The organism is Streptomyces sp. NPDC054757, from assembly GCF_053612185.1.
This window is the reverse complement of sequence record NZ_JBSHBW010000019.1, coordinates 64,080-82,509: the sequence shown is the minus strand read 5'-3', so window position 1 is coordinate 82,509 and position 18,430 is coordinate 64,080. Positions and strand designations below refer to the sequence as shown.

14 protein-coding genes and 1 pseudogene are annotated in these 18,430 nt (G+C 69.9%); 11 read left to right on the top strand and 4 right to left on the bottom strand.

What is annotated here, in order from left to right; genetic code table 11:
• Positions 1-8: 8 nt before the first annotated feature.
• The 3 genes from ACWGKJ_RS22175 to ACWGKJ_RS22165 all read left to right on the top strand — a co-directional run bounded on the left by ACWGKJ_RS22175 (position 9) and on the right by ACWGKJ_RS22165 (position 4,486).
• The gene (locus ACWGKJ_RS22175; RefSeq protein ID WP_385029715.1) at positions 9-1,448 is read left to right on the top strand and encodes a gamma-aminobutyraldehyde dehydrogenase; all 1,440 of its coding nucleotides are present in this window, start codon (positions 9-11) and stop codon (positions 1,446-1,448) included.
• Between the two features lie 242 nt (positions 1,449-1,690).
• Positions 1,691-2,869, top strand: coding sequence for an ABC transporter substrate-binding protein (locus ACWGKJ_RS22170; RefSeq protein WP_385029712.1), 1,179 nt, complete (start codon positions 1,691-1,693; stop codon positions 2,867-2,869).
• A 630-nt stretch (positions 2,870-3,499) separates the two neighbouring features.
• Complete coding sequence (locus ACWGKJ_RS22165) at positions 3,500-4,486, top strand: TauD/TfdA dioxygenase family protein (protein WP_385029709.1); 987 nt, start codon at positions 3,500-3,502, stop codon at positions 4,484-4,486.
• 112 nt (positions 4,487-4,598) lie between these two features.
• On the opposite strand, the pseudogene ACWGKJ_RS22160 reads toward ACWGKJ_RS22165, so the two are convergent.
• From ACWGKJ_RS22160 to ACWGKJ_RS22150, 3 genes and pseudogenes are all read right to left on the bottom strand, one after another.
• Positions 4,599-6,392, bottom strand: a pseudogene (locus ACWGKJ_RS22160) (ABC transporter permease/substrate binding protein); the annotation flags it as partial.
• A 418-nt stretch (positions 6,393-6,810) separates the two neighbouring features.
• Positions 6,811-7,506: a glycerophosphodiester phosphodiesterase gene (locus tag ACWGKJ_RS22155; protein ID WP_385029703.1), complete on the bottom strand. Its 696-nt coding sequence runs from the start codon at positions 7,504-7,506 to the stop codon at positions 6,811-6,813.
• Between the two features lie 34 nt (positions 7,507-7,540).
• Positions 7,541-8,566 (bottom strand): adenosine deaminase, encoded by a 1,026-nt coding sequence (locus ACWGKJ_RS22150; protein WP_385029700.1) that lies wholly within the window; start codon positions 8,564-8,566, stop codon positions 7,541-7,543.
• Between the two features lie 157 nt (positions 8,567-8,723).
• Between ACWGKJ_RS22150 and ACWGKJ_RS22145 the strand changes: the two genes are divergently transcribed.
• Positions 8,724-9,638 (top strand): DUF4190 domain-containing protein, encoded by a 915-nt coding sequence (locus ACWGKJ_RS22145; RefSeq protein WP_385029697.1) that lies wholly within the window; start codon positions 8,724-8,726, stop codon positions 9,636-9,638.
• Positions 9,639-9,732: 94 nt separating this feature from the next.
• Here ACWGKJ_RS22145 and ACWGKJ_RS22140 read toward each other — a convergent pair whose 3' ends face one another.
• Positions 9,733-10,293 carry an NADAR family protein gene (locus tag ACWGKJ_RS22140; RefSeq protein ID WP_385029694.1) on the bottom strand — a complete coding sequence of 187 codons (561 nt, stop codon included), beginning with the start codon at positions 10,291-10,293 and terminating at the stop codon, positions 9,733-9,735.
• 176 nt (positions 10,294-10,469) lie between these two features.
• Here ACWGKJ_RS22140 and ACWGKJ_RS22135 point away from each other — a divergent pair, with 176 nt between their 5' ends.
• From ACWGKJ_RS22135 to ACWGKJ_RS22105, 7 genes are all read left to right on the top strand, one after another.
• Positions 10,470-11,975 carry a gamma-aminobutyraldehyde dehydrogenase gene (locus ACWGKJ_RS22135; RefSeq protein WP_385029748.1) on the top strand — a complete coding sequence of 502 codons (1,506 nt, stop codon included), beginning with the start codon at positions 10,470-10,472 and terminating at the stop codon, positions 11,973-11,975.
• Positions 11,976-11,993: 18 nt separating this feature from the next.
• Positions 11,994-13,241 carry a polyamine ABC transporter substrate-binding protein gene (locus ACWGKJ_RS22130; protein ID WP_385029691.1) on the top strand — a complete coding sequence of 416 codons (1,248 nt, stop codon included), beginning with the start codon at positions 11,994-11,996 and terminating at the stop codon, positions 13,239-13,241.
• A gap of 101 nt (positions 13,242-13,342) precedes the next feature.
• On the top strand, positions 13,343-14,494 hold the full coding sequence (locus ACWGKJ_RS22125) for an ABC transporter ATP-binding protein (protein ID WP_385029688.1): 1,152 nt from the start codon (positions 13,343-13,345) through the stop codon (positions 14,492-14,494).
• Entirely contained in the window at positions 14,491-15,423 is a 933-nt protein-coding gene (locus ACWGKJ_RS22120; RefSeq protein ID WP_385029685.1) for an ABC transporter permease, read from the top strand. Before ACWGKJ_RS22125 ends, ACWGKJ_RS22120 begins: the two co-directional genes overlap by 4 nt.
• Positions 15,423-16,232, top strand: coding sequence for an ABC transporter permease (locus ACWGKJ_RS22115; RefSeq protein ID WP_385029682.1), 810 nt, complete (start codon positions 15,423-15,425; stop codon positions 16,230-16,232). Before ACWGKJ_RS22120 ends, ACWGKJ_RS22115 begins: the two co-directional genes overlap by 1 nt.
• A 77-nt stretch (positions 16,233-16,309) precedes the next feature.
• On the top strand, positions 16,310-17,740 hold the full coding sequence (locus tag ACWGKJ_RS22110) for an NAD(P)/FAD-dependent oxidoreductase (RefSeq protein WP_385029679.1): 1,431 nt from the start codon (positions 16,310-16,312) through the stop codon (positions 17,738-17,740).
• Between the two features lie 186 nt (positions 17,741-17,926).
• Positions 17,927-18,394 carry a bifunctional DNA primase/polymerase gene (locus ACWGKJ_RS22105; RefSeq protein WP_385029676.1) on the top strand — a complete coding sequence of 156 codons (468 nt, stop codon included), beginning with the start codon at positions 17,927-17,929 and terminating at the stop codon, positions 18,392-18,394.
• Positions 18,395-18,430: the final 36 nt, after the last annotated feature.

Genomic DNA, 18,430 nt, shown 5'->3' with positions numbered 1-18,430 from the left:
GAACCACTGTGACCACCGAGCTGCGCCGGCTGCGTAACTACATCAACGGGGAGTTCAGGGACGCCGCTGACGGCCGGACCATCGACGTGGTCAACCCGGCCACGGGCGAGGCGTACGCGACATCGCCGCTCTCCGGGGAGGCCGACGTCGACGCCGCCATGGAGGCCGCGGCCGCGGCGTTCCCCGCGTGGCGCGACGCGACGCCGTCCGAACGCCAGCGCGTGCTGCTGAAGATCGCCGACGCCTTCGAGGAGCGGGCCGAGGACCTGATCGCGGCCGAGAGCGAGAACACCGGCAAGCCCCTCGGGCTGACCCGTACCGAGGAAATCCCGCCGATGGTGGACCAGATCCGCTTCTTCGCGGGCGCCGCACGGCTCCTGGAGGGACGCTCGGCCGGTGAGTACATGGAGGGGCTGACCTCCATCGTGCGCCGCGAGCCGGTCGGTGTCTGCGCCCAGGTCGCGCCGTGGAACTACCCGATGATGATGGCCGTCTGGAAGTTCGCCCCGGCGCTCGCCGCGGGCAACACCGTCGTCCTCAAGCCCTCCGACACCACGCCCGCCTCCACGGTCCTGATGGCCGAGATCATCGGGGCCGTCGCACCCAAGGGCGTCTTCAACGTCGTCTGCGGCGACCGCGACACCGGCCGGGCGATGGTCGAGCACAAGGTGCCGGCGATGGCGTCCATCACCGGATCCGTACGGGCCGGGATGCAGGTCGCCGAGTCCGCGGCCAAGGACATCAAGCGGGTCCATCTGGAGCTGGGCGGCAAGGCCCCCGTCGTCGTCTTCGAGGACGCGGACATCGCGAAGGCCGTCGAGGACATCTCGGTCGCCGGGTACTTCAACGCCGGGCAGGACTGTACGGCGGCGACCCGGGTGCTGGTCCACGCCTCGGTCCACGACGAGTTCGTGACGGCGCTCGCCAAGGCGGCCGACGACACGAAGACCGGGCAGCCGGACGACGAGGACGTGCTGTACGGGCCGCTCAACAACGCCAACCAGCTGGCCCAGGTCAGCGGCTTCATCGACCGGCTCCCAGCACACGCCAAGGTCGAGGCGGGCGGCCACCGGGTCGGCGACCGGGGGTACTTCTACGCCCCGACCGTCGTGTCCGGCCTCAAGCAGGACGACGAGATCATCCAGCAGGAGGTCTTCGGACCGGTCATCACCGTCCAGCCCTTCCAGGACGAGGCGGAGGCCCTCGCGCACGCCAACGGCGTGGAGTACGCGCTGGCTTCGTCGGTGTGGACCAAGGACCACGCCCGTGCCATGCGGATGTCCAAGAACCTCGACTTCGGCTGTGTGTGGATCAACACCCACATCCCGCTCGTCGCCGAGATGCCGCACGGCGGATTCAAGAAGTCCGGCTACGGCAAGGACCTCTCGGCCTACGGCTTCGAGGACTACACGCGGGTCAAGCACGTGATGACCTCGCTGGACGGCTGAACACCCGGGCGCCCGGCGCCCGTTCAGGCCGCTTGCTCCGGCAGCTGCCCGCCGCCGCACCACTGCTGTTCGGCCGCTGGTCCACCGCTGTTCCGCCGCCCCCGTACGGTCCGCCGTACGGGGGCGGCGCACGTCCGGGCACCCCGTGGACGCCAGGCCCCGACAAGGTGTCGCGGCCGGGGCCGGTGCTCCGTACGCAGCGTCCATTGCCCGCCGCCGCCCGCGGAGGTGAGGGTGGGCGCATGGCAGATCTTGGTGTTTCCCGGCGCTCCCTCCTCCGTGGTTCCGGCGCGGTGGGCGCGCTGGCCGCGCTCACCGGATGCGGGGTCCCCGCGGCGTATGTGAAGCCGGGGGAGCGGGCGGGGCGCGACAGGTCGGCGCAGGACAGCAGCCTGGTCTTCGCCAACTGGCCGCTCTACATCGACACCGACGACCACAACCCCTCGAAGCGGCCCACGCTCGACACCTTCCAGAAGCGGTCCGGGATCAAGGTCAAGTACACCGAGGAGATCAACGACAACGACGAGTTCTTCGGGAAGATCAGCCCCGCGCTGATGAACCACCAGGAGACCGGCCGGGACCTGATCGTCATCAGCGACTGGATGGCCGCCCGGTTCGTCCGGCTCGGCTGGGTCGAGGAGATGGACCGGGCCAAGCAGCCCAACGTCGCCCGCTACCTGGACCCGCAGCTCCGCTCGCCCGCCTTCGACAAGGGGCGCAAGCAGAGCGTCCCCTGGCAGTCCGGGATCACCGGTATCGCGTACAACCGGCGCAAGGTCGGCCACGAGATCAAGCACCTGAGTGATCTCTGGGCCCCCGACCTGCGCGGCAAGGTGACCCTGCTCTCCGGTCTCGACGAGGCGTTCGCCCTGCTCATGCAGGGCAACGGCACCGACATCACCCGCTGGACCGCCAAGGACTTCGACGCCATGTGCGACCAGGTCGAGAAGCTCGTACGGGAGAAGCAGATCCGCCGCTTCACCGGCAACGACTACATCAAGGACCTGTCCACCGGCGATGTGCTCGCCTGCCAGGCGTACTCCGGTGATGTGATCCAGCTCCAGGCCGACAGCCCGGACATCGAGTTCGTCGTGCCCGAGGAGGGCGGCGAGCTGTGGGCCGAGTCGATGATGATCCCCAACCTCGCCCGCCACAAGGCCAACGCGGAGAAGCTGATCGACTACTACTACGAGCCCGCGGTGGCGGCGAAGCTGGCGGCCTGGGTCAACTACGTCTGCCCGGTGCCCGCCGCACGCGAGGTGCTTGCCTCGTCGAAGGAGAAGGAACTGGCGGACCTCGCCGATGACCCGCTGATCTTCCCCGACGACCGGATGCGCCGGCGCCTCGCCATCGCCCGCGACATCACATCGGCGGAACGGGTCGAGTACGCGAAGCGCTGGAACCGGATCGTGGGGCTGTAGGCGGGGCCGCGGTGGGTCGCGACCAGGGTCCCCGGCCGGCCGGCCGGTCGGCTCGGTCACGGCCGTCGGGTGGCCGGGCTGTCGTCACGGCAGTTCCGGGCGTCGTGCCGGGGTGGTGGCGACCGCGGTGTCCGGAAGCGGGTCGTGCCAGGGGCGGTCTTGACCGCATGGACGGAGGCCACCCACAATGCGCGCATGACCCTGCACTCGCTGACCACCGTCGCCCTGCGGATGACGGAGCCTCGCGGCGAGTGTGCTCCGCGGTCCGCCACCTGTCTGTGCCGCCGCGGCCGTATCGGCTCGCCGCCCGGACGGGACGGCGTTCACTCGCGCTGAGCGGTCGTCAGCCGCTCGGCCACTTCCCGGAATGAAGCCGGGACCGGAACGCCGGTGTTGTCTCTCCCCGGTCTCTCGCGATCCGTGGACGACCCGCCCTGCCCCGCACCGGCAGGCACCCGGTGCGAACGCCCATGAGCCACCTCGTCGCCCGCCGCCCTCACCGCACCGCACCGCCAGAAGCCTCGGCCCAGAAGCCCTCGGCCGTTGTCGCGGGCCCCGCCGTTTCTCCGGGTACCCGGGACCCGCTCGCCGGGGCCCCTGGCGGTTCGCCTTCCCGCAAGGAGGAACCGTATGACCACCACCATCCCCCAAGTGACCGCCGGGCCCGGCGCCGCCACGACCACCGGCCGGCCCGCCGCCACCCCGCCTGTCCTGCGTGAGGCACGCATCCCGCAGGACGGCCTGTACGAGGGGGACCGCGTCCTGGAACGGCTGCCGGCCGGCGCGACGGCGCACCCGTACACCCTCTTCGACGTCGTCCCGCAGGCCCGCACGATCGGCGCCGAGATCCACGGAGTGGACCTCTCGCAGCCGCTGGAGCCCGCGCTGCGCGAAGAGTTGAACCGTGCCCTGCTGGAGTGGAAGGTGCTCTTCTTCCGAGGCCAGGACCTCACGTCGGCCGCCCAGCGCGATTTCGCACGCAACTGGGGCGAGCTTGAGGTCAACCCGCTGCTGGCCAGGGGAGACAGCGAAGACGTCGTGCGCTTCGACAAGGCGGCGGGCGCACCGAGGACCTTCGAGAACGTGTGGCACACGGATGTCACCTTCCGTGAACGCCCGGCGCTCGGTGCCGTCCTGCAACTGCGCGAGGTGCCTCCGCTGGGGGGAGACACCCTGTGGGCCGACATGGCTGCCGCGTACGACAACCTGCCGCAGGAGGTGAAGGACCGCATCGACGGGGCGAGCGCCGTCCACGACTTCATCCCCGGCTTCGCACGCTTCTACCGGCCCGAGCAGCTCGCCCCCCACCAGGAAGCGTTCCCGCCGGTCGAGCACCCGGTCGTGCGCACGCACCCGGAGTCGGGACGGCGGATGCTCTTCGTCAACACCTCATTTACGACCCGGATCGTCGGTTTCGACCGGGCGGAGAGCGACCGTCTGCTGCGCTTCCTGTTCCAGCAGGCGCATATACCCGAGTACCAGGTGCGCTTCCGCTGGCAGCCGGGCGACATAGCCTTCTGGGACAACCGGGCCACCCAGCACTACGCCGTGAACGACTACGCCTCGCACCGGCGGGTCGCCGAGCGGGTCGCCATCGCGGGAGACCGCCCGTTCTGAGCGGACGGCTGCTGCCGGGGGCGGGCGCGGCACGGCGCCCGCCCCCGGCGGGGATGTACGACCAAGTGGCCTGCCCCGGTTCGTTACCGCAGGCTCCGGGTCAGGAGGAGAGCGGCGCCATCTTGTCGACTATGCCCGGATTCTTGGCGATCCACTTCTCCACGGCTTTCTCCTCATGGCCGGTGCCCTCGTCCTGGATGGCTGCCTCCAGGTCCGCGAGTTGCGCGTCCGACATATGCATGTGCTTGAGCCAGCCGTAGAACTCGGGGAACTTCTTCGGGAAGGACTTGTGGCCGAGCGAGCGGATCTGGTTGACATCGCCCCACAGCTTCTTCGGGTCCTTGAGCTTGGTCAACTTGTACTTGCTGTAGGCCCAGTGGGGTGACCACAGGACGACCGCGACCGGCTCGTGCTTCTTCAACGCCCTCTGGAGTTCCAGGATCATGCTGGGGGAGCTGCCGTCGGTGACCTTGTACTCCTTGTCGAGCCCGTATCCGGGAAGCACCTTGTTCTTGAGCATGTTCATCTGGCCGGTCCCGGGCTCGATGCCGATGATCCTGCCGCCGAACTCCTTCGACCTTCCCTTGAGGTCTGCCATCGTGTGGATGCCCTTGACGTAGCTGGGCACCGTCACTTCCAACGTGGTCTTGTCGTACCACGGGCCGATGTCGACCAGGTTGTCCTTGTATTTGTCCCAGTACTGCTTCTGAGCGTTCGGCAGCCAGGCATCGAACTCCACGTCGACCTGGCCGCCGGCCATCGCGGTGAACATCGACCCGACGTCGTACTGGTGAATGCTGGGCTTGTAGCCGCGCCGCTCCAGGATGTTCTTCCACAGGTACGTCATGGCCACGTCCTCGTCCCACGGGAAGAAGCCGATGTCGGGAGCCGCGCCGGCGTCCTTCCCCAGGTCCTTCTCCTTCACCCCTGGGTGGCCGTCGTCCGAGCCGGAGAACTGCAGCCCGCCGGCGACGAGCGCGAGGACCAGCACACCGATGCCCGCGAATGTCGTGCTGGGCCTCCACCGCAGGGCATGGCCCGACCTGACAGCGGCAGCCTTCGCCAGCGCACGGCGGCCGAGAGGCGAGACGCGCTGGTTGAGCGCACCGGTCATGCGGTCGAGATACATGGCGAGGATGACCACCGCGAGGCCGGCCTCGAAGCCGAGGCCGATGTCCACCGAGCTGATGGCCTGGAAGACGACGGTGCCCAGACCGTCGGCGCCGACCATGCCCGCGATGACCACCATGGACAGGGCGAGCATGATGATCTGGTTGATGCCGGCCATGATGGTCGGCAGGGCCAGTGGCAGCTGTACGCGCAGCAGAATGGAGCGCGGGGTGGCTCCGAACGCCGACGCGGCCTCCACCAGTTCCTCGTCCACCTGCCGGATACCGAGTTCGGTCATCCGTACGCCCGGCGGCATCGCGAAGATGACCGTGGCGACGATGCCGGGCACCACGCCCACCCCGAAGAAGGTGATGCCGGGAACCAGGTAGACAAAGGCCGGCATCGTCTGCATGAAGTCGAGAACCGGGCGGAGGGCCGCGCTCACCGACTTGTTACGGGCCGCCCAGACGCCGAGCGGGACGGCTATCACCATGGTGATCGTGACTGCCACGACGAGAAGCGACAGCGTCTGCATCGCCTGTTCCCACAACTCGATCGAGTCGACCAGGAAGAAAGCCGCGAACGTGAGGACGGCCGCCACCGTGCCCCGCAACCACCAGGCGATCAGGGCGAGGATCGCCGCCATCATCAGCGCGTCGGGGCCGGAGAGGACGAAGTACACGCCGTTGTACATGCCTTGGCCGACGGAGTGCAGGAAGTCGAAGAGCCAGGGCAGCCGGTCTTCCAGGAAGTTGACGGCGCTGTTGACGCCGGCGCCTATGGGGAGTCTAATCACGGCTCTCCGCCTTCCGCAGGCCCTGACGGTCCGTTCCGGCGGCGCCGGACTCAGCTGCGGTTCGCCCGGCCCTCCCGGTGACGCCGTACCTGCATCGGTGTTCTGTTGTCAGCCTGGTCACGTGTGCCTTTCGCGTTGGCCTGAGGCCTGGCGAAAGAGACATAGCACCGCCGGGCCCCTTGGTGGTGCGACGTACGGGCGCGCGGCACATGGCCATGGCAGCGCCCCAGTCGGGCGGATATGCGTCCTGGCAGCCGGTCTCGACATGCTGCCGTGCGATCCGCGCGGCTGCCCGGAGGGCGTCCGCGCCCGGACAAGGTGGTTCGGGCTGCGGCTACCCCGTGCCCCGGAAGGTAAACGGCGGATTTTCGCAGCCGGACCGCCACGCCCTTGGGCTCCCGCCGGTCCCCGTATCGGATCAGCGTCCGGGGCGCGTCCGGCGGCGGAGTGTGCGCAGGGCGTCGACGCGGTTGGTGGTGATCGAGTCGGCGCCGATGCCGATCAGCCGGCGCATCGACCGCCTGGTGTCGGGGGTCCAGGCCGAGACCAGCAGCCCGTCCCGGTGGACGCGGTCGCAGAGCTCCTGACTCAGCAGCCCGAAGCGGTAGTTGAGCCAGCGCGGCTTCACCGTGTCGAGCAGGGCGGGCCGCGGGGGTGCGAGCGTCGTCCAGGTCATGGCGATCTCGGCGGCCGGGTCGGTCTCGCGCACGGCCAGCATGGTGGTGGGCCCCGCGCAGTAGTACGTACGGTCGCCCGCGCCGCACTCGTGGACCACGCCGACGACCGTGCGCACCGCCTCCGTGGTGGCGCCCGGGAGATCGATCATGACGCGGTGGCCGCCGGTGGCCGCGAGCGCTTCCCTGAGCGTCGGGACCCCGCCGTTCGTCAGTCCGCGCAGCTCGTCCGCCGTGATCAGCCCGAGCGGCCGGTCGTGGCCCCACAGCCGCTCCAGGGTCGCGTCGTGCAGTAGTACGGGCACGCCGTCCCGGGTCAGCCTGACGTCGATCTCCACCGCGTCGGCGCCCCGTTCCAGTGCGGAGCGGACGGAGGGCAGGGTGTTCTCGCGGAACAGATAGGGGTCGCCGCGATGGCCCACGGCAGTGACGGTACGCATGGGCCCCATCCTTGCCGACCGCCGGAGGGTGCGGCTACCTGGCGGTCCACTCCGCGGTGTAGGTGTCGATCTCCGCGGCCAGCTTCGCCTTGCCCGGTGCGTCGAGGAACGACGCGTCCACGGCGTTCTTCGCGAGTTCTGCGACGCCGCGCTCGTCCAGCCCGAGCAGGCGGGCCGCGACCAGGTACTCGTTGTTGAGGTCGGTGCCGAACATCGGCGGGTCGTCGCTGTTGATGGTCACCGGCACCCCCGCCTCCACCATCTCCCTGAGCGGGTGTTCGTCGAGGGTGCGGACGGCCCGGGTCGCGATGTTGGAGGTCGGGCAGACCTCCAGGGGGATGCGCTGTTCTGCCAGGTGGGCCAGGAGCTTCGGGTCCTGGACCGAGGTGGTGCCATGGCCGATGCGCTCGGCGCCCAGGTGGTGCAGCGCGTCCCAGACGGTCTCGGGTCCTGTCGTCTCACCGGCGTGCGGCACCGAGTGCAGCCCGGCCGCGCGGGCCCGGTCGAAGTAGGGCTTGAACTGCGGGCGGGCCACGCCGATCTCGGGGCCGCCGAGCCCGAAGGAGACAAGACCCTCGGGGCGCAGGTCCAGGGCGAGCCGGGTCGTCTCGGCCGCCGACTCCAGTCCGGCCTCGCCGGGGATGTCGAAGCACCAGCGCAGCACGGTGCCCAGCTCGGCCTCGGCCGCCTTGCGGGCGTCCTCGATCGCCTCCATGAAGCCCTGTTCGGGAATGCCGCGGCGGGTGGAGGAGAAGGGGGTGATGGTGAGTTCCGCGTACCGGATGTTCTGGCGTGCCATGTCGCGCGCGACCTCGAACGTCAGCAGCCGTACGTCCTCGGGGGTGCGGATGAGGTCCACCACGGAGAGATAGACCTGGATGAAGTGTCCGAAGTCCGTGAAGGTGAAGTAGTCGGCGAGTGCTTCGGGGTCCGTCGGGACCATCGAGTCCGGGTGGTGCGCGGCGAGTTCGGCGACGATACGGGGTGACGCCGACCCGACATGGTGCACATGGAGCTCGGCCTTGGGGAGCCCTGCAATGAACGGGTGCAGATCGGTCATCGGGGTCCTCCGGGGTACGGCGAGCTCTGCTGGTCGGGGAACATCGTAGGCCGGGACCGGGGCCGGGCACACAGGCGCCGGTGGCGGGGCGGACGCTGGCTGCGGTGACACCGGTGCCTCGGCATTAGCATGACGAGCCGAGGATGGGGGAGGCCCAATGTCAGACAACGCACCACACCCTTCGGGGGACCCCGAGCCGCCGAGCGACCCCTGGGCGCCGCCCGGTCGGAAGGTGCCGCTGGACAAGCAGCCGGGCGGGCAGGCGGACCGGCCGCGGACGCCCGGGGCGGTGCACGACCAGCAGACGGTCACGGCGGTCCCGGCCGCGGGCACCGGGCAGCCCGGTCCCGTACCGGCGGATCCGGGGCAGCAGACACCCGGCCCGCACATCCCGGGGCAGCAGGGCCCCGCGCAGGACGGCGCCGGGCAGCACAGTGTCGGTCAGCACAATGCCGCTCAGCACAACGCTGCCCAGCACAGCTCCGGGGTGCCGGGGCCGGGTGCAGGCCCTCACGGGTCCGTGCCTCCGGGCTTCGCGCCTCCCGGGTATCCGCCCCCGGGAGCCGTACCGCCGCCGCCCATCGGACCGAACGGCCCGGGGCCGCAGGGCTCCGGGCCGGGTGCCCCCGGTACATACGGCTACCCGTCCTATCCCGGTGCGGCCCCCGGCCCGCAGGGGAACGCCGCCTACGGCTACCCGGGTTACGGCGGAGGGCAGGGCGGCTGGAACACCCTGCAGCCGGCGCCCGCCAACGGCTTCGGGGTGGCGGCGCTGGTGCTCGGCATCCTCAGCGTCGTCATCTTCTGCGCCTGGGGTCTGGGCGTCATCCTGGGGACGCTCGCCCTGATCTTCGGCATCCTCGGCCGCAAGCGGGCCAACCGGGGCCAGGCCAACAACGGCGGGATGGCGCTCGCCGGGATCATCCTCGGGCCCATCGGCATCGTGTTCAGCCTCATCTTTCTCAGCCTGATGATCTGGGGCCTCGCACACACCCACCACTCCACCCCCGATTACGGCACCGATGACGGCGACACCTACCCCAGCTCACTGATCGTCGGCGCCGGTCACTGAGACGCGGTCGGCAGCCTTCTGCCCCGGGCGGCCGTACGCGCCCGGGGCAGGGCGGGGCAGGGAGGGACCGGGACCGGGCAGCCGCGCCCCGTTCTCAGCCCGCCGCAACGGCCGTACGCAGCCGCTCCCTCGCGTCCATCAGCGCGAAGCCCAGAAGATTGAGCCCGCGCCAGCGCTCCGGCTGCCCGGCGCGCTCGTCGTCCGCCGCGAGCCCGATCCCCCATACCCGGTCCATCGGGCTGGCCTCCACCAGCACCCGCTCCCCGGTAGCCAGCAGATAGCGGCGCAGCGCCGGATCCGCCGCGAACTTGTGCACGCTGCCCGCGACCACGATCCCGTACCGCTCGCGCTCCCATATCGCGTCGTCGAAACCGCGCACGAGCCGCCCCGCCTTCTTGGCGAGCGCCGGATTCGCCGCCGAGAGCGCGGCCCGCTCCGCCTCCGCGTCCCCGAAGAGCCGCGCCTTGGCGGCCATCATCCAGTGCTCGGCCGTGGCGTACCGCACGCCGTCGACCACGAACGGTGACGGCCACCACTGGCTCAGACAGCTCGGTCCGATGCTGCCGTCCCGCCGCGGGCTGTGCCCCCAGAAGTGCAGGAACTTGATCCGCTCCCCCTGACCGGCCCGCCTGGCCAGCGCGTTGATTCGCTCCATGCACGGGAGTCTGGCAGCCGCCACTGACACTCCGTCGTGGATTTCCCGGCCCACGCGACACATGGTCGACCGATTCCGTTGCGTAACCAAAAGGAAACAACGGAATCACTTGTTGATGAACTATGGCTCTGCCAGGATCGGCACTCAATTCGAGCTTGAGCTACGGAGAGAGCACGATGGTCAACAGCTTCCAGGTGCGGGACCGTTTCGCGGGCGGCGCACAGTACATCGGCGGGCAGCTGCGCCCCGGTACGTCAGGGCGGACCCAGGACGTCGTGAACCCCGCCACCGGTGAGGTGGTCTTCAGCTACGCCCTCGCGGGCACCGCCGATGTCGACGCCGCGGTCGCGGCGGCCCGCGCGGCCTTCCCCGGCTGGGCCGGGGCCACCCCCGCCGAGCGCTCCGACGCACTCCACCGCTTCGCCGCCGTGCTCGCCGAGCGCGCCGGTGAGTTCGCGTACGCGGAGTCCCTCCAGTGTGGCAAGCCGGTCAGGCTGAGCCGTGAGTTCGACGTACCGGGCACCGTCGACAACGCCTCCTTCTTCGCGGGCGCCGCCCGCCACCTCCAGGGCCAGTCGGCCGGTGAGTACAGCGGGGACCACACCTCCTACGTACGCCGTGAGCCGATCGGCGTGGTCGGCTCCATCGCCCCCTGGAACTACCCGCTCCAGATGGCCGCCTGGAAGGTCCTGCCTGCCATCGCCGCGGGCAACACCATCGTGCTGAAGCCCGCCGAGATCACCCCGCTGACCTCCCTGATGTTCGCGCAGGCCGCGACCGATGCGGGCATCCCCGACGGGGTCGTCAACATCGTCAACGGCCTCGGCGCGGTGGCGGGCGAGCATCTGGTCGGCCACCCGGACGTGGTCATGACCTCCTTCACCGGATCGACGCCGGTCGGCAAGCGCGTCGCCGAGGTCGCCACCGCGACCGTCAAGCGGATCCACCTCGAACTCGGCGGCAAGGCCCCCTTCCTCGTCTTCGACGACGCCGACCTCGAAGCCGCCGTGCAGGGCGCCGTCGCGGGCTCGCTCATCAACACCGGCCAGGACTGCACGGCCGCCACCCGTGCCTATGTCCAGCGCCCGCTGTACGACGCCTTCGTGCAGGGCGTCGCCGACCTGATGGGCACCGTCCGGCTCGGCGACCCCTTCGACGAGTCGACCGACCTGGGCCCGCTGATCAGCCACGCCCAGCGCGACCGGGTCGCGGCCTTCGTGGACCGCGCCAGGGACACCGCCCGGGTGGTCACCGGTGGTGCGGCGCCCGCGAACGACGGCGCCTACTACCTCCCGACCCTGATCGCCGACGCCGCCCAGGACAGCGAGATCGCCCAGGCCGAGATCTTCGGCCCGGTCCTGGTCGTGCTGCCCTTCGACTCCGACGACGAAGGCATCGCCCTGGCCAACGACACCCCCTACGGACTCGCCTCCTCCGCCTGGACCCGGGACGTCTTCCGGGCCGGCCGGGCGACCCGCGAGATCCAGGCCGGCTGTGTGTGGGTCAACGACCACATCCCGATCATCAGCGAGATGCCGCACGGCGGTTACAAGGCAAGCGGCTTCGGCAAGGACATGTCCGTGTACTCGTTCGAGGAGTACACACAGGTCAAGCACGTCATGTACGACAACACAGCGGTGGCCCGCAAGGACTGGCACCGCACGATCTTCGGGGACCGATAAAGAAAGGGCACCGAGCCCATGGAGCACTTCGAGCCCGACCGTCTCTCCCCGGCCCAGCTGGCCGCCGCGCGCCGCACCCTCGCCGCGCGCGGCGGACCCGTCGCCCGCAGGTCGCTGCTGCGCGCCACCGGAGGCGGCGCCCTCGCACTCGGCGGCCTGGCCGCTCTCACCGGCTGCGGCATCCCCGCGGCCAAGCGCGACGGCGCGGCCCCGGCCTCCACCGACCACTCGGCAGCCGAGAAGGTGATCGACTTCTCCAACTGGACCGAGTACGTGGATGTCACCGACGACGGGAAGCACCGGCCCACCCTGGAGGCGTTCACCAGGCGCACCGGGATCAAGGTCAAGTACACCGAGGACATCAACGACAACGTCGAGTTCTTCGGCAAGATCAAGCCGCAGCTCGCGGCCGGCCAGGACACCGGACGGGACATCATCATCCTCACCGACTGGCTGGCCGCCCGGCTGATCCGGTTCGGCTGGGTGGAACGGCTGGACTCGTCGCTGCTCCCGCACGCGTACGCGAACCTCTCCGCACAGTTCCGTTCCCCCGACTGGGACCCGGGCCGCGCCTACTCGTACCCCTGGGCCGGCGTCCCCACCGTCATCGCCTACAACACGAAGGCGACCGGCGGCCGCAAGGTCGACTCCGTCACGCAACTGCTCGACGACCCGCGGCTCAAGGGGCGGGTGGGCTTCCTCTCGGAGATGCGCGACTCGGTCGGGATGACGCTGCTCGACATGGGCAAGGACCCGGCGAAGGTCACCGACGCCGACTACGACGCCGCGATCGGCCGCCTCCAGAAGGGCGTCGACAGCAAGCAGATACGCCGCTTCACCGGCAACGACTACATCAGTGACCTGGACAAGGGCGACATCGCCGCCTGTGTCGCCTGGGGCGGTGACATCACCCAGCTCCAGAACGACAACCCGCACGTCAAGTACGTCATCCCCGCGGCCGGTTACATGACGTCCAGCGACAACATGATGATCCCGGCGAAGGCCCGGCACCCCTCCAACGCCGAGCGCCTGATGGACTACTACTACGAGCCGGCCGTCGCCGCGAAGCTCACCGCGTACACCAACTACCTCTCCCCGGTGGACGGCATCCGCCCGGAGCTCGCGAAGATCGACCCCAAGCTCGCGGCCAGCCCGCTGATCCTCCCCGACAAGGAGATGGCCGCACGGTCGCACGCCTTCCGCTCGCTCACCAGCAAGGAGGAGACGGCGTACGAGGAGAAGTTCGCCCGGCTCATCGGGTCCTGACCCGGCCCCGCGACCGTCCCGCGCCCGTTCCCAGCGTTCCCCCTCAGCCCGACCCCCTTCCGCACTCCCTCTGTTCCCACGAACCCCCCGGGACCGTATCCATGACACAGACGAATGAAGGCGGCGACGTCCGTCTCGCCGGGATCAGCAAGACCTACGGGTCCTTCACCGCGGTGCACCCGCTGGACCTGACCGTCCCGCAGGGCTCCTTCTTCGCGCTCCTCGGCGCGTCCGGCTGCGGCAAGACCACCACCCTGCGGATGATCGCCGGCCTGGAGGACCCCACGACCGGCACCGTACGGCTCGGTGACCGGGACGTCACCGACCTGCCCCCGTACAAACGCCCCGTCAACACGGTCTTCCAGTCGTACGCGCTCTTCCCGCACCTCGACGTGACCGAGAACATCGCCTTCGGGCTGCGCAGGCGCGGCATCAAGTCCGTCAAGAAGCAGGTCGGCGACATGCTCGACCTCGTCCAGCTCGGCGACTTCGCGCACCGCAGACCGCACCAGCTCTCCGGCGGCCAGCAGCAGCGCGTCGCCGTCGCCAGGGCGCTCATCAACCACCCCCAGGTGCTGCTGCTCGACGAGCCGCTCGGCGCCCTCGACCTCAAGCTGCGCCGTCAGATGCAGCTGGAGCTCAAGCGCATCCAGACCGAGGTCGGCATCACCTTCGTCCATGTCACCCACGACCAGGAGGAGGCCATGACTATGGCCGACACCGTCGCGGTCATGAACGGCGGCCGGGTCGAGCAGCTGGGCGCCCCCGCCGAGCTCTACGAGAACCCGCACACCACCTTCGTCGCGAACTTCCTCGGCACCTCCAACCTCATCGGGGCCGAGGTCGTCGAAGCCGGCTCCGACATCACCGTCCTGGCCTCCGGGGCCAAGCTCCGGCTGCCCGCCGACCGGTGTACGGCCGCCACCCGCAGCGGTGGCAGGCTGCTCGTCGGCGTACGCCCCGAGAAGATCGCCCTGGTGCACGCGGACGACGCCGCGGAGATAGCCGAGGGGCGCAACCGCGTCACCGGCCGCATAGCCGACTCCAGCTTCATCGGGGTCTCCACGCAGTACGTCATCGACAGCCCCGTCTGCGCCGGCCTGGAGGTCTACGTACAGAACATCGAGCGCGACGCACGGCTCTCCCCGGGCGCGGACGTCGTCCTGCACTGGAACCCCGCGCACTCGTTCGGACTCGGCGCGGACCAGGCGGTCGACGCGGGTAAGCCGACCGGGACCGAGGAGGCCGCGTGAGCGTCACCGAGGCCCCGCCCGCCGAGACCCCGGCGGCAGAGGCGGGCGCCGTACGCAGGCCCCCGGTCCGCAAGCGGCTCGTACCGTACTGGCTGCTGCTCCCCGGCATCATCTGGCTGCTGGTCTTCTTCGCCCTGCCGATGATCTACCAGGCCTCGACCTCCGTGCAGACCGGTTCGCTGGAGGACGGCTTCCAGGTCACCTGGCACTTCCAGACGTACTGGGACGCGCTGCACGAGTACTACCCGCAGTTCATCCGCTCCCTGCTGTACGCGGGCACGGCGACGGTCCTGTGTCTGCTGCTCGGCTATCCGCTCTCGTACCTCATCGCCTTCAAGGCGGGCCGCTGGCGCAATCTGGTGCTGATCCTGGTCATCGCGCCGTTCTTCACCAGCTTCCTGATCCGTACCCTCGCCTGGAAGACGATCCTCGCCGACGGCGGCCCGGTCGTGGGGGCCCTGAACACCCTGCACATCCTGGACGTGACCAGCTGGCTCGGCTGGACCGACGGCAGCCGGGTGCTGGCCACCCCGATGGCCGTGGTCTGCGGACTCACCTACAACTTCCTGCCGTTCATGATCCTGCCGCTCTACACCTCGCTGGAGCGGATCGACGGACGGCTGCACGAAGCGGCGGGCGACCTCTACGCCACCCCGGCCACCACCTTCCGCAAGGTCACCTTCCCGCTCTCCATGCCGGGGGTCGTCTCCGGCACCCTGCTCACCTTCATCCCGGCGGCCGGTGACTACGTCAACTCCGAACTGCTCGGCTCGACCGACACCAAGATGGTCGGCAGCGTCATCCAGTCGCAGTTCCTGCGGGTGCTCGACTATCCGACGGCGGCCGCGCTCTCCTTCATCCTCATGGCGATCGTGCTGATCATGGTCACCGTCTACATCCGCCGAGCCGGCACGGAGGACCTGGTCTGATGCTGAGGAACCCGACGCGCCGGCTCCGCCGCCACCTCGTGACCATCGCGGGCCTGCTCACGCTCGCCTATCTGATCCTGCCCAACGTCGTCGTGATGGTCTTCTCCTTCAACAAGCCCAACGGGCGTTTCAACATCACCTGGCAGCGGTTCTCGCTGGACGCCTGGAAGGACCCCTGCGGGGTCGCCGACATGTGCGGCTCGCTCAACCTCTCGCTGGAGATCGCCGTCTGGGCGACCATCGGCTCCACCGTGCTCGGCACGATGATCGCCTTCGCGCTGGTGCGCTACCGGTTCCGGGCGCGCGGCGCGATCAACTCGCTGATCTTCCTGCCGATGGCGATGCCCGAGGTCGTGATGGCCGCATCACTGCTCACCCTGTTCCTCAACATGGGTGCCCAGCTGGGCTTCTGGACCATCCTGATCGCGCACATCATGTTCTGCCTGAGCTTCGTCGTCACCGCCGTCAAGGCCCGGGTGATGTCCATGGACCCCCGCCTTGAGGAAGCCGCGCGCGATCTCTACGCGAGCCCGGTGCAGACCTTCCTGCGGGTCACCCTGCCGATCGCCTCACCCGGGATCGCGGCGGGCGCCCTGCTCGCCTTCGCGCTCTCCTTCGACGACTTCATCATCACCAACTTCAACGCGGGGTCGACCGTGACCTTCCCCATGTACGTCTGGGGATCGGCGCAGCGCGGTACCCCTGTACAGATCAACGTCATCGGCACGGCGATGTTCGTCATCGCGGTGCTGGTGGTACTCGGCGGCCAGCTCATCAGCAGCCGCCGGAAGAACAGCGCACCGCGCTGAGCAGGACGTACGTACTGAGCCGGACGTACGTACTGAGCAGGACCTCGCACCGAGCAGGACCCGAAGGAGTGGAACCCATGGCCCCAGCTGCCATGACCCGTGCCCGTGCCGCATCACTCGCCGCATCGCTCGCCGACGCCGAGCCGGTGTCGTTCTGGCTGGAGGATCCCGGCAAGCCGGCTGTCCTGCCCGCCCTCACCGGGGACGTCAGCTGTGACCTGCTCGTCGTCGGCGGCGGCTACAGCGGACTGTGGACCGCGCTGCTCGCCAAGGAGCGCGACCCCGGCCTCGATGTCGTCCTCGTCGAGGGCCATGAGGTGGGCTGGGCCGCCTCCGGCCGCAACGGCGGGTTCTGCGCCGCGTCCCTGACCCATGGACTGGCCAACGGACTCGAACGCTGGCCGGACGAGATCAGGCAGCTGGAGCGGCTGGGCGCGCGCAACCTCGACGCCATCGAGGAGGCCGTCGCCCGGTACGGGATCGACTGCGACTTCGAACGGACCGGTGAGATCGACGTCGCCACCCGGCCCCACCAGGCCGACGAACTGCGCGACTGGCACCGGGAGACCACCGAACTCGGCTTCGAGGGGCTGGACTTCCTCGACCAGGACGCCCTGCGCGCCGAGGTGGACTCACCGACCTTCCTCGCCGGGCTCTGGGACCGGCGGGGCGTCGCGATGCTGCACCCGGCCAAGCTGGCCTGGGGGCTCAAGCGGGCCTGCCTGGGACTCGGGGTGCGGATGTACGAGCGCACCCGCGCCCTGGACCTGGCGCGCTCGGGGCCGGGCATGGCCGTCCGCACCCCGTACGGCAGGGTCTTCGCCCGTCAGGTGGCGCTGGGCACCAATATCTTCCCCTCGCTGGTCAGGCGGGTGCGGTCGTACACCGTGCCGGTCTACGACTACGCGCTGATGACGGAGCCGCTCACCGATGAGCAGCTGGCGTCGGTCGGCTGGCGGGGCCGGCAGGGACTCGGGGACAGCGCCAACCAGTTCCACTACTTCCGGCTCACCGCCGACCACCGCATCCTGTGGGGCGGCTACGACGCGATCTATCCGTACGGCGGCAGGCTCAGCGCCGGACTGGACCAGCGCCCCGCCACCTATCTGACCCTCGCCGAGCACTTCTTCACCTGCTTCCCGCAGCTGGAGGGGGTCCGCTTCAGCCACGCGTGGGGCGGTGCGATCGACACCTGCTCGCGGTTCTCGGCCTTCTTCGGTACGGCGCACGGCGGCCGGGTCGCCTATGCGGCCGGCTTCACCGGTCTCGGCGTCGGCGCCACCCGCTTCGGCGGCGATGTGATGCTCGATCTGCTCTCGGGCGCCGAGACGGAGCGCACCCGTCTGGAGATGGTGCGGAGCAAGCCGCTGCCGTTCCCGCCGGAACCCTTCGCCTGGGCCGGTATCGGGCTGACCAAGTGGTCGCTCGCGCGGGCCGACGAGAACGGCGGCCGGCGGAATCTCTGGCTGAGGTCGATGGACCGGCTGGGGCTCGGCTTCGACTCCTGATCCGGGACCGCACCGGACCGGCCGCCCCTGCCTGGCCGCACCGGACCGGCCGCGACTTGCCCGGTGCGGCCGGACTGTGACCCAGCTCACTCCTGCCGGATGCCCGAACCCGCGTCATGAAGTGCCCCGCCCCCGCTCTCTCCCCGTGCACGCAGGATTTCCGCGTACACGAATGGAGGCCGGGCGATGGCAGGCTCGGGGGCAAGGAACGCAGTGGAGTGGCTCGCTTCGGTTTCGCCGGATCCCGGCGCGTGCAGGCGGGCGTGGGAGCGCGATCCCCACGGGGTGGCGCTCCTGCCCGCCGGAGTGCGCTGGGACGTGCTCATCGTCCCGGGGGAGCTGGGCTATCCGGCCCTGGACGTGCTGTGCCGGCTCATCGACCGGCCGGGGCCGGTCCTCGCGGACTTCGGTGAGGCCAGGATGGGCTTCTTCGTACCGCCGGGGACGGCCGGACGCTGGATCGGCACGGGCGTACGGGGCGCCGGCCGCGGTACCTGGATCGTGGTGCCGGGTCCGGGCCGGGGGGCCGGCGGGGTGCGCTGGCTCGTTCCGCCCGACGCCGAGGGGACGCTCACCGATCCGGCAGTCCTCGAACTGGCGCTGCACGAGGCCGCGGCGCTGCGGGCGGGCGACATTGGTGACGGACTGGTCTGAACCACCGCCGGGGAGGGGTGGGGCGATGTGTGAAGC

Coding starts and splice junctions, on each gene's coding strand:
- ACWGKJ_RS22140 (WP_385029694.1), bottom strand. CDS start 10,293: ATGGAGCGAATCAACGCGCTGGCCAGGCGGGCCGGTCAGGGGGAGCGG.
- ACWGKJ_RS22145 (WP_385029697.1), top strand. CDS start 8,724: ATGTCAGACAACGCACCACACCCTTCGGGGGACCCCGAGCCGCCGAGC.
- ACWGKJ_RS22110 (WP_385029679.1), top strand. CDS start 16,310: ATGGCCCCAGCTGCCATGACCCGTGCCCGTGCCGCATCACTCGCCGCA.
- ACWGKJ_RS22165 (WP_385029709.1), top strand. CDS start 3,500: ATGACCACCACCATCCCCCAAGTGACCGCCGGGCCCGGCGCCGCCACG.
- ACWGKJ_RS22130 (WP_385029691.1), top strand. CDS start 11,994: ATGGAGCACTTCGAGCCCGACCGTCTCTCCCCGGCCCAGCTGGCCGCC.
- ACWGKJ_RS22135 (WP_385029748.1), top strand. CDS start 10,470: ATGGTCAACAGCTTCCAGGTGCGGGACCGTTTCGCGGGCGGCGCACAG.
- ACWGKJ_RS22105 (WP_385029676.1), top strand. CDS start 17,927: ATGGCAGGCTCGGGGGCAAGGAACGCAGTGGAGTGGCTCGCTTCGGTT.
- ACWGKJ_RS22150 (WP_385029700.1), bottom strand. CDS start 8,566: ATGACCGATCTGCACCCGTTCATTGCAGGGCTCCCCAAGGCCGAGCTC.
- ACWGKJ_RS22125 (WP_385029688.1), top strand. CDS start 13,343: ATGACACAGACGAATGAAGGCGGCGACGTCCGTCTCGCCGGGATCAGC.
- ACWGKJ_RS22115 (WP_385029682.1), top strand. CDS start 15,423: ATGCTGAGGAACCCGACGCGCCGGCTCCGCCGCCACCTCGTGACCATC.
- ACWGKJ_RS22170 (WP_385029712.1), top strand. CDS start 1,691: ATGGCAGATCTTGGTGTTTCCCGGCGCTCCCTCCTCCGTGGTTCCGGC.
- ACWGKJ_RS22155 (WP_385029703.1), bottom strand. CDS start 7,506: ATGCGTACCGTCACTGCCGTGGGCCATCGCGGCGACCCCTATCTGTTC.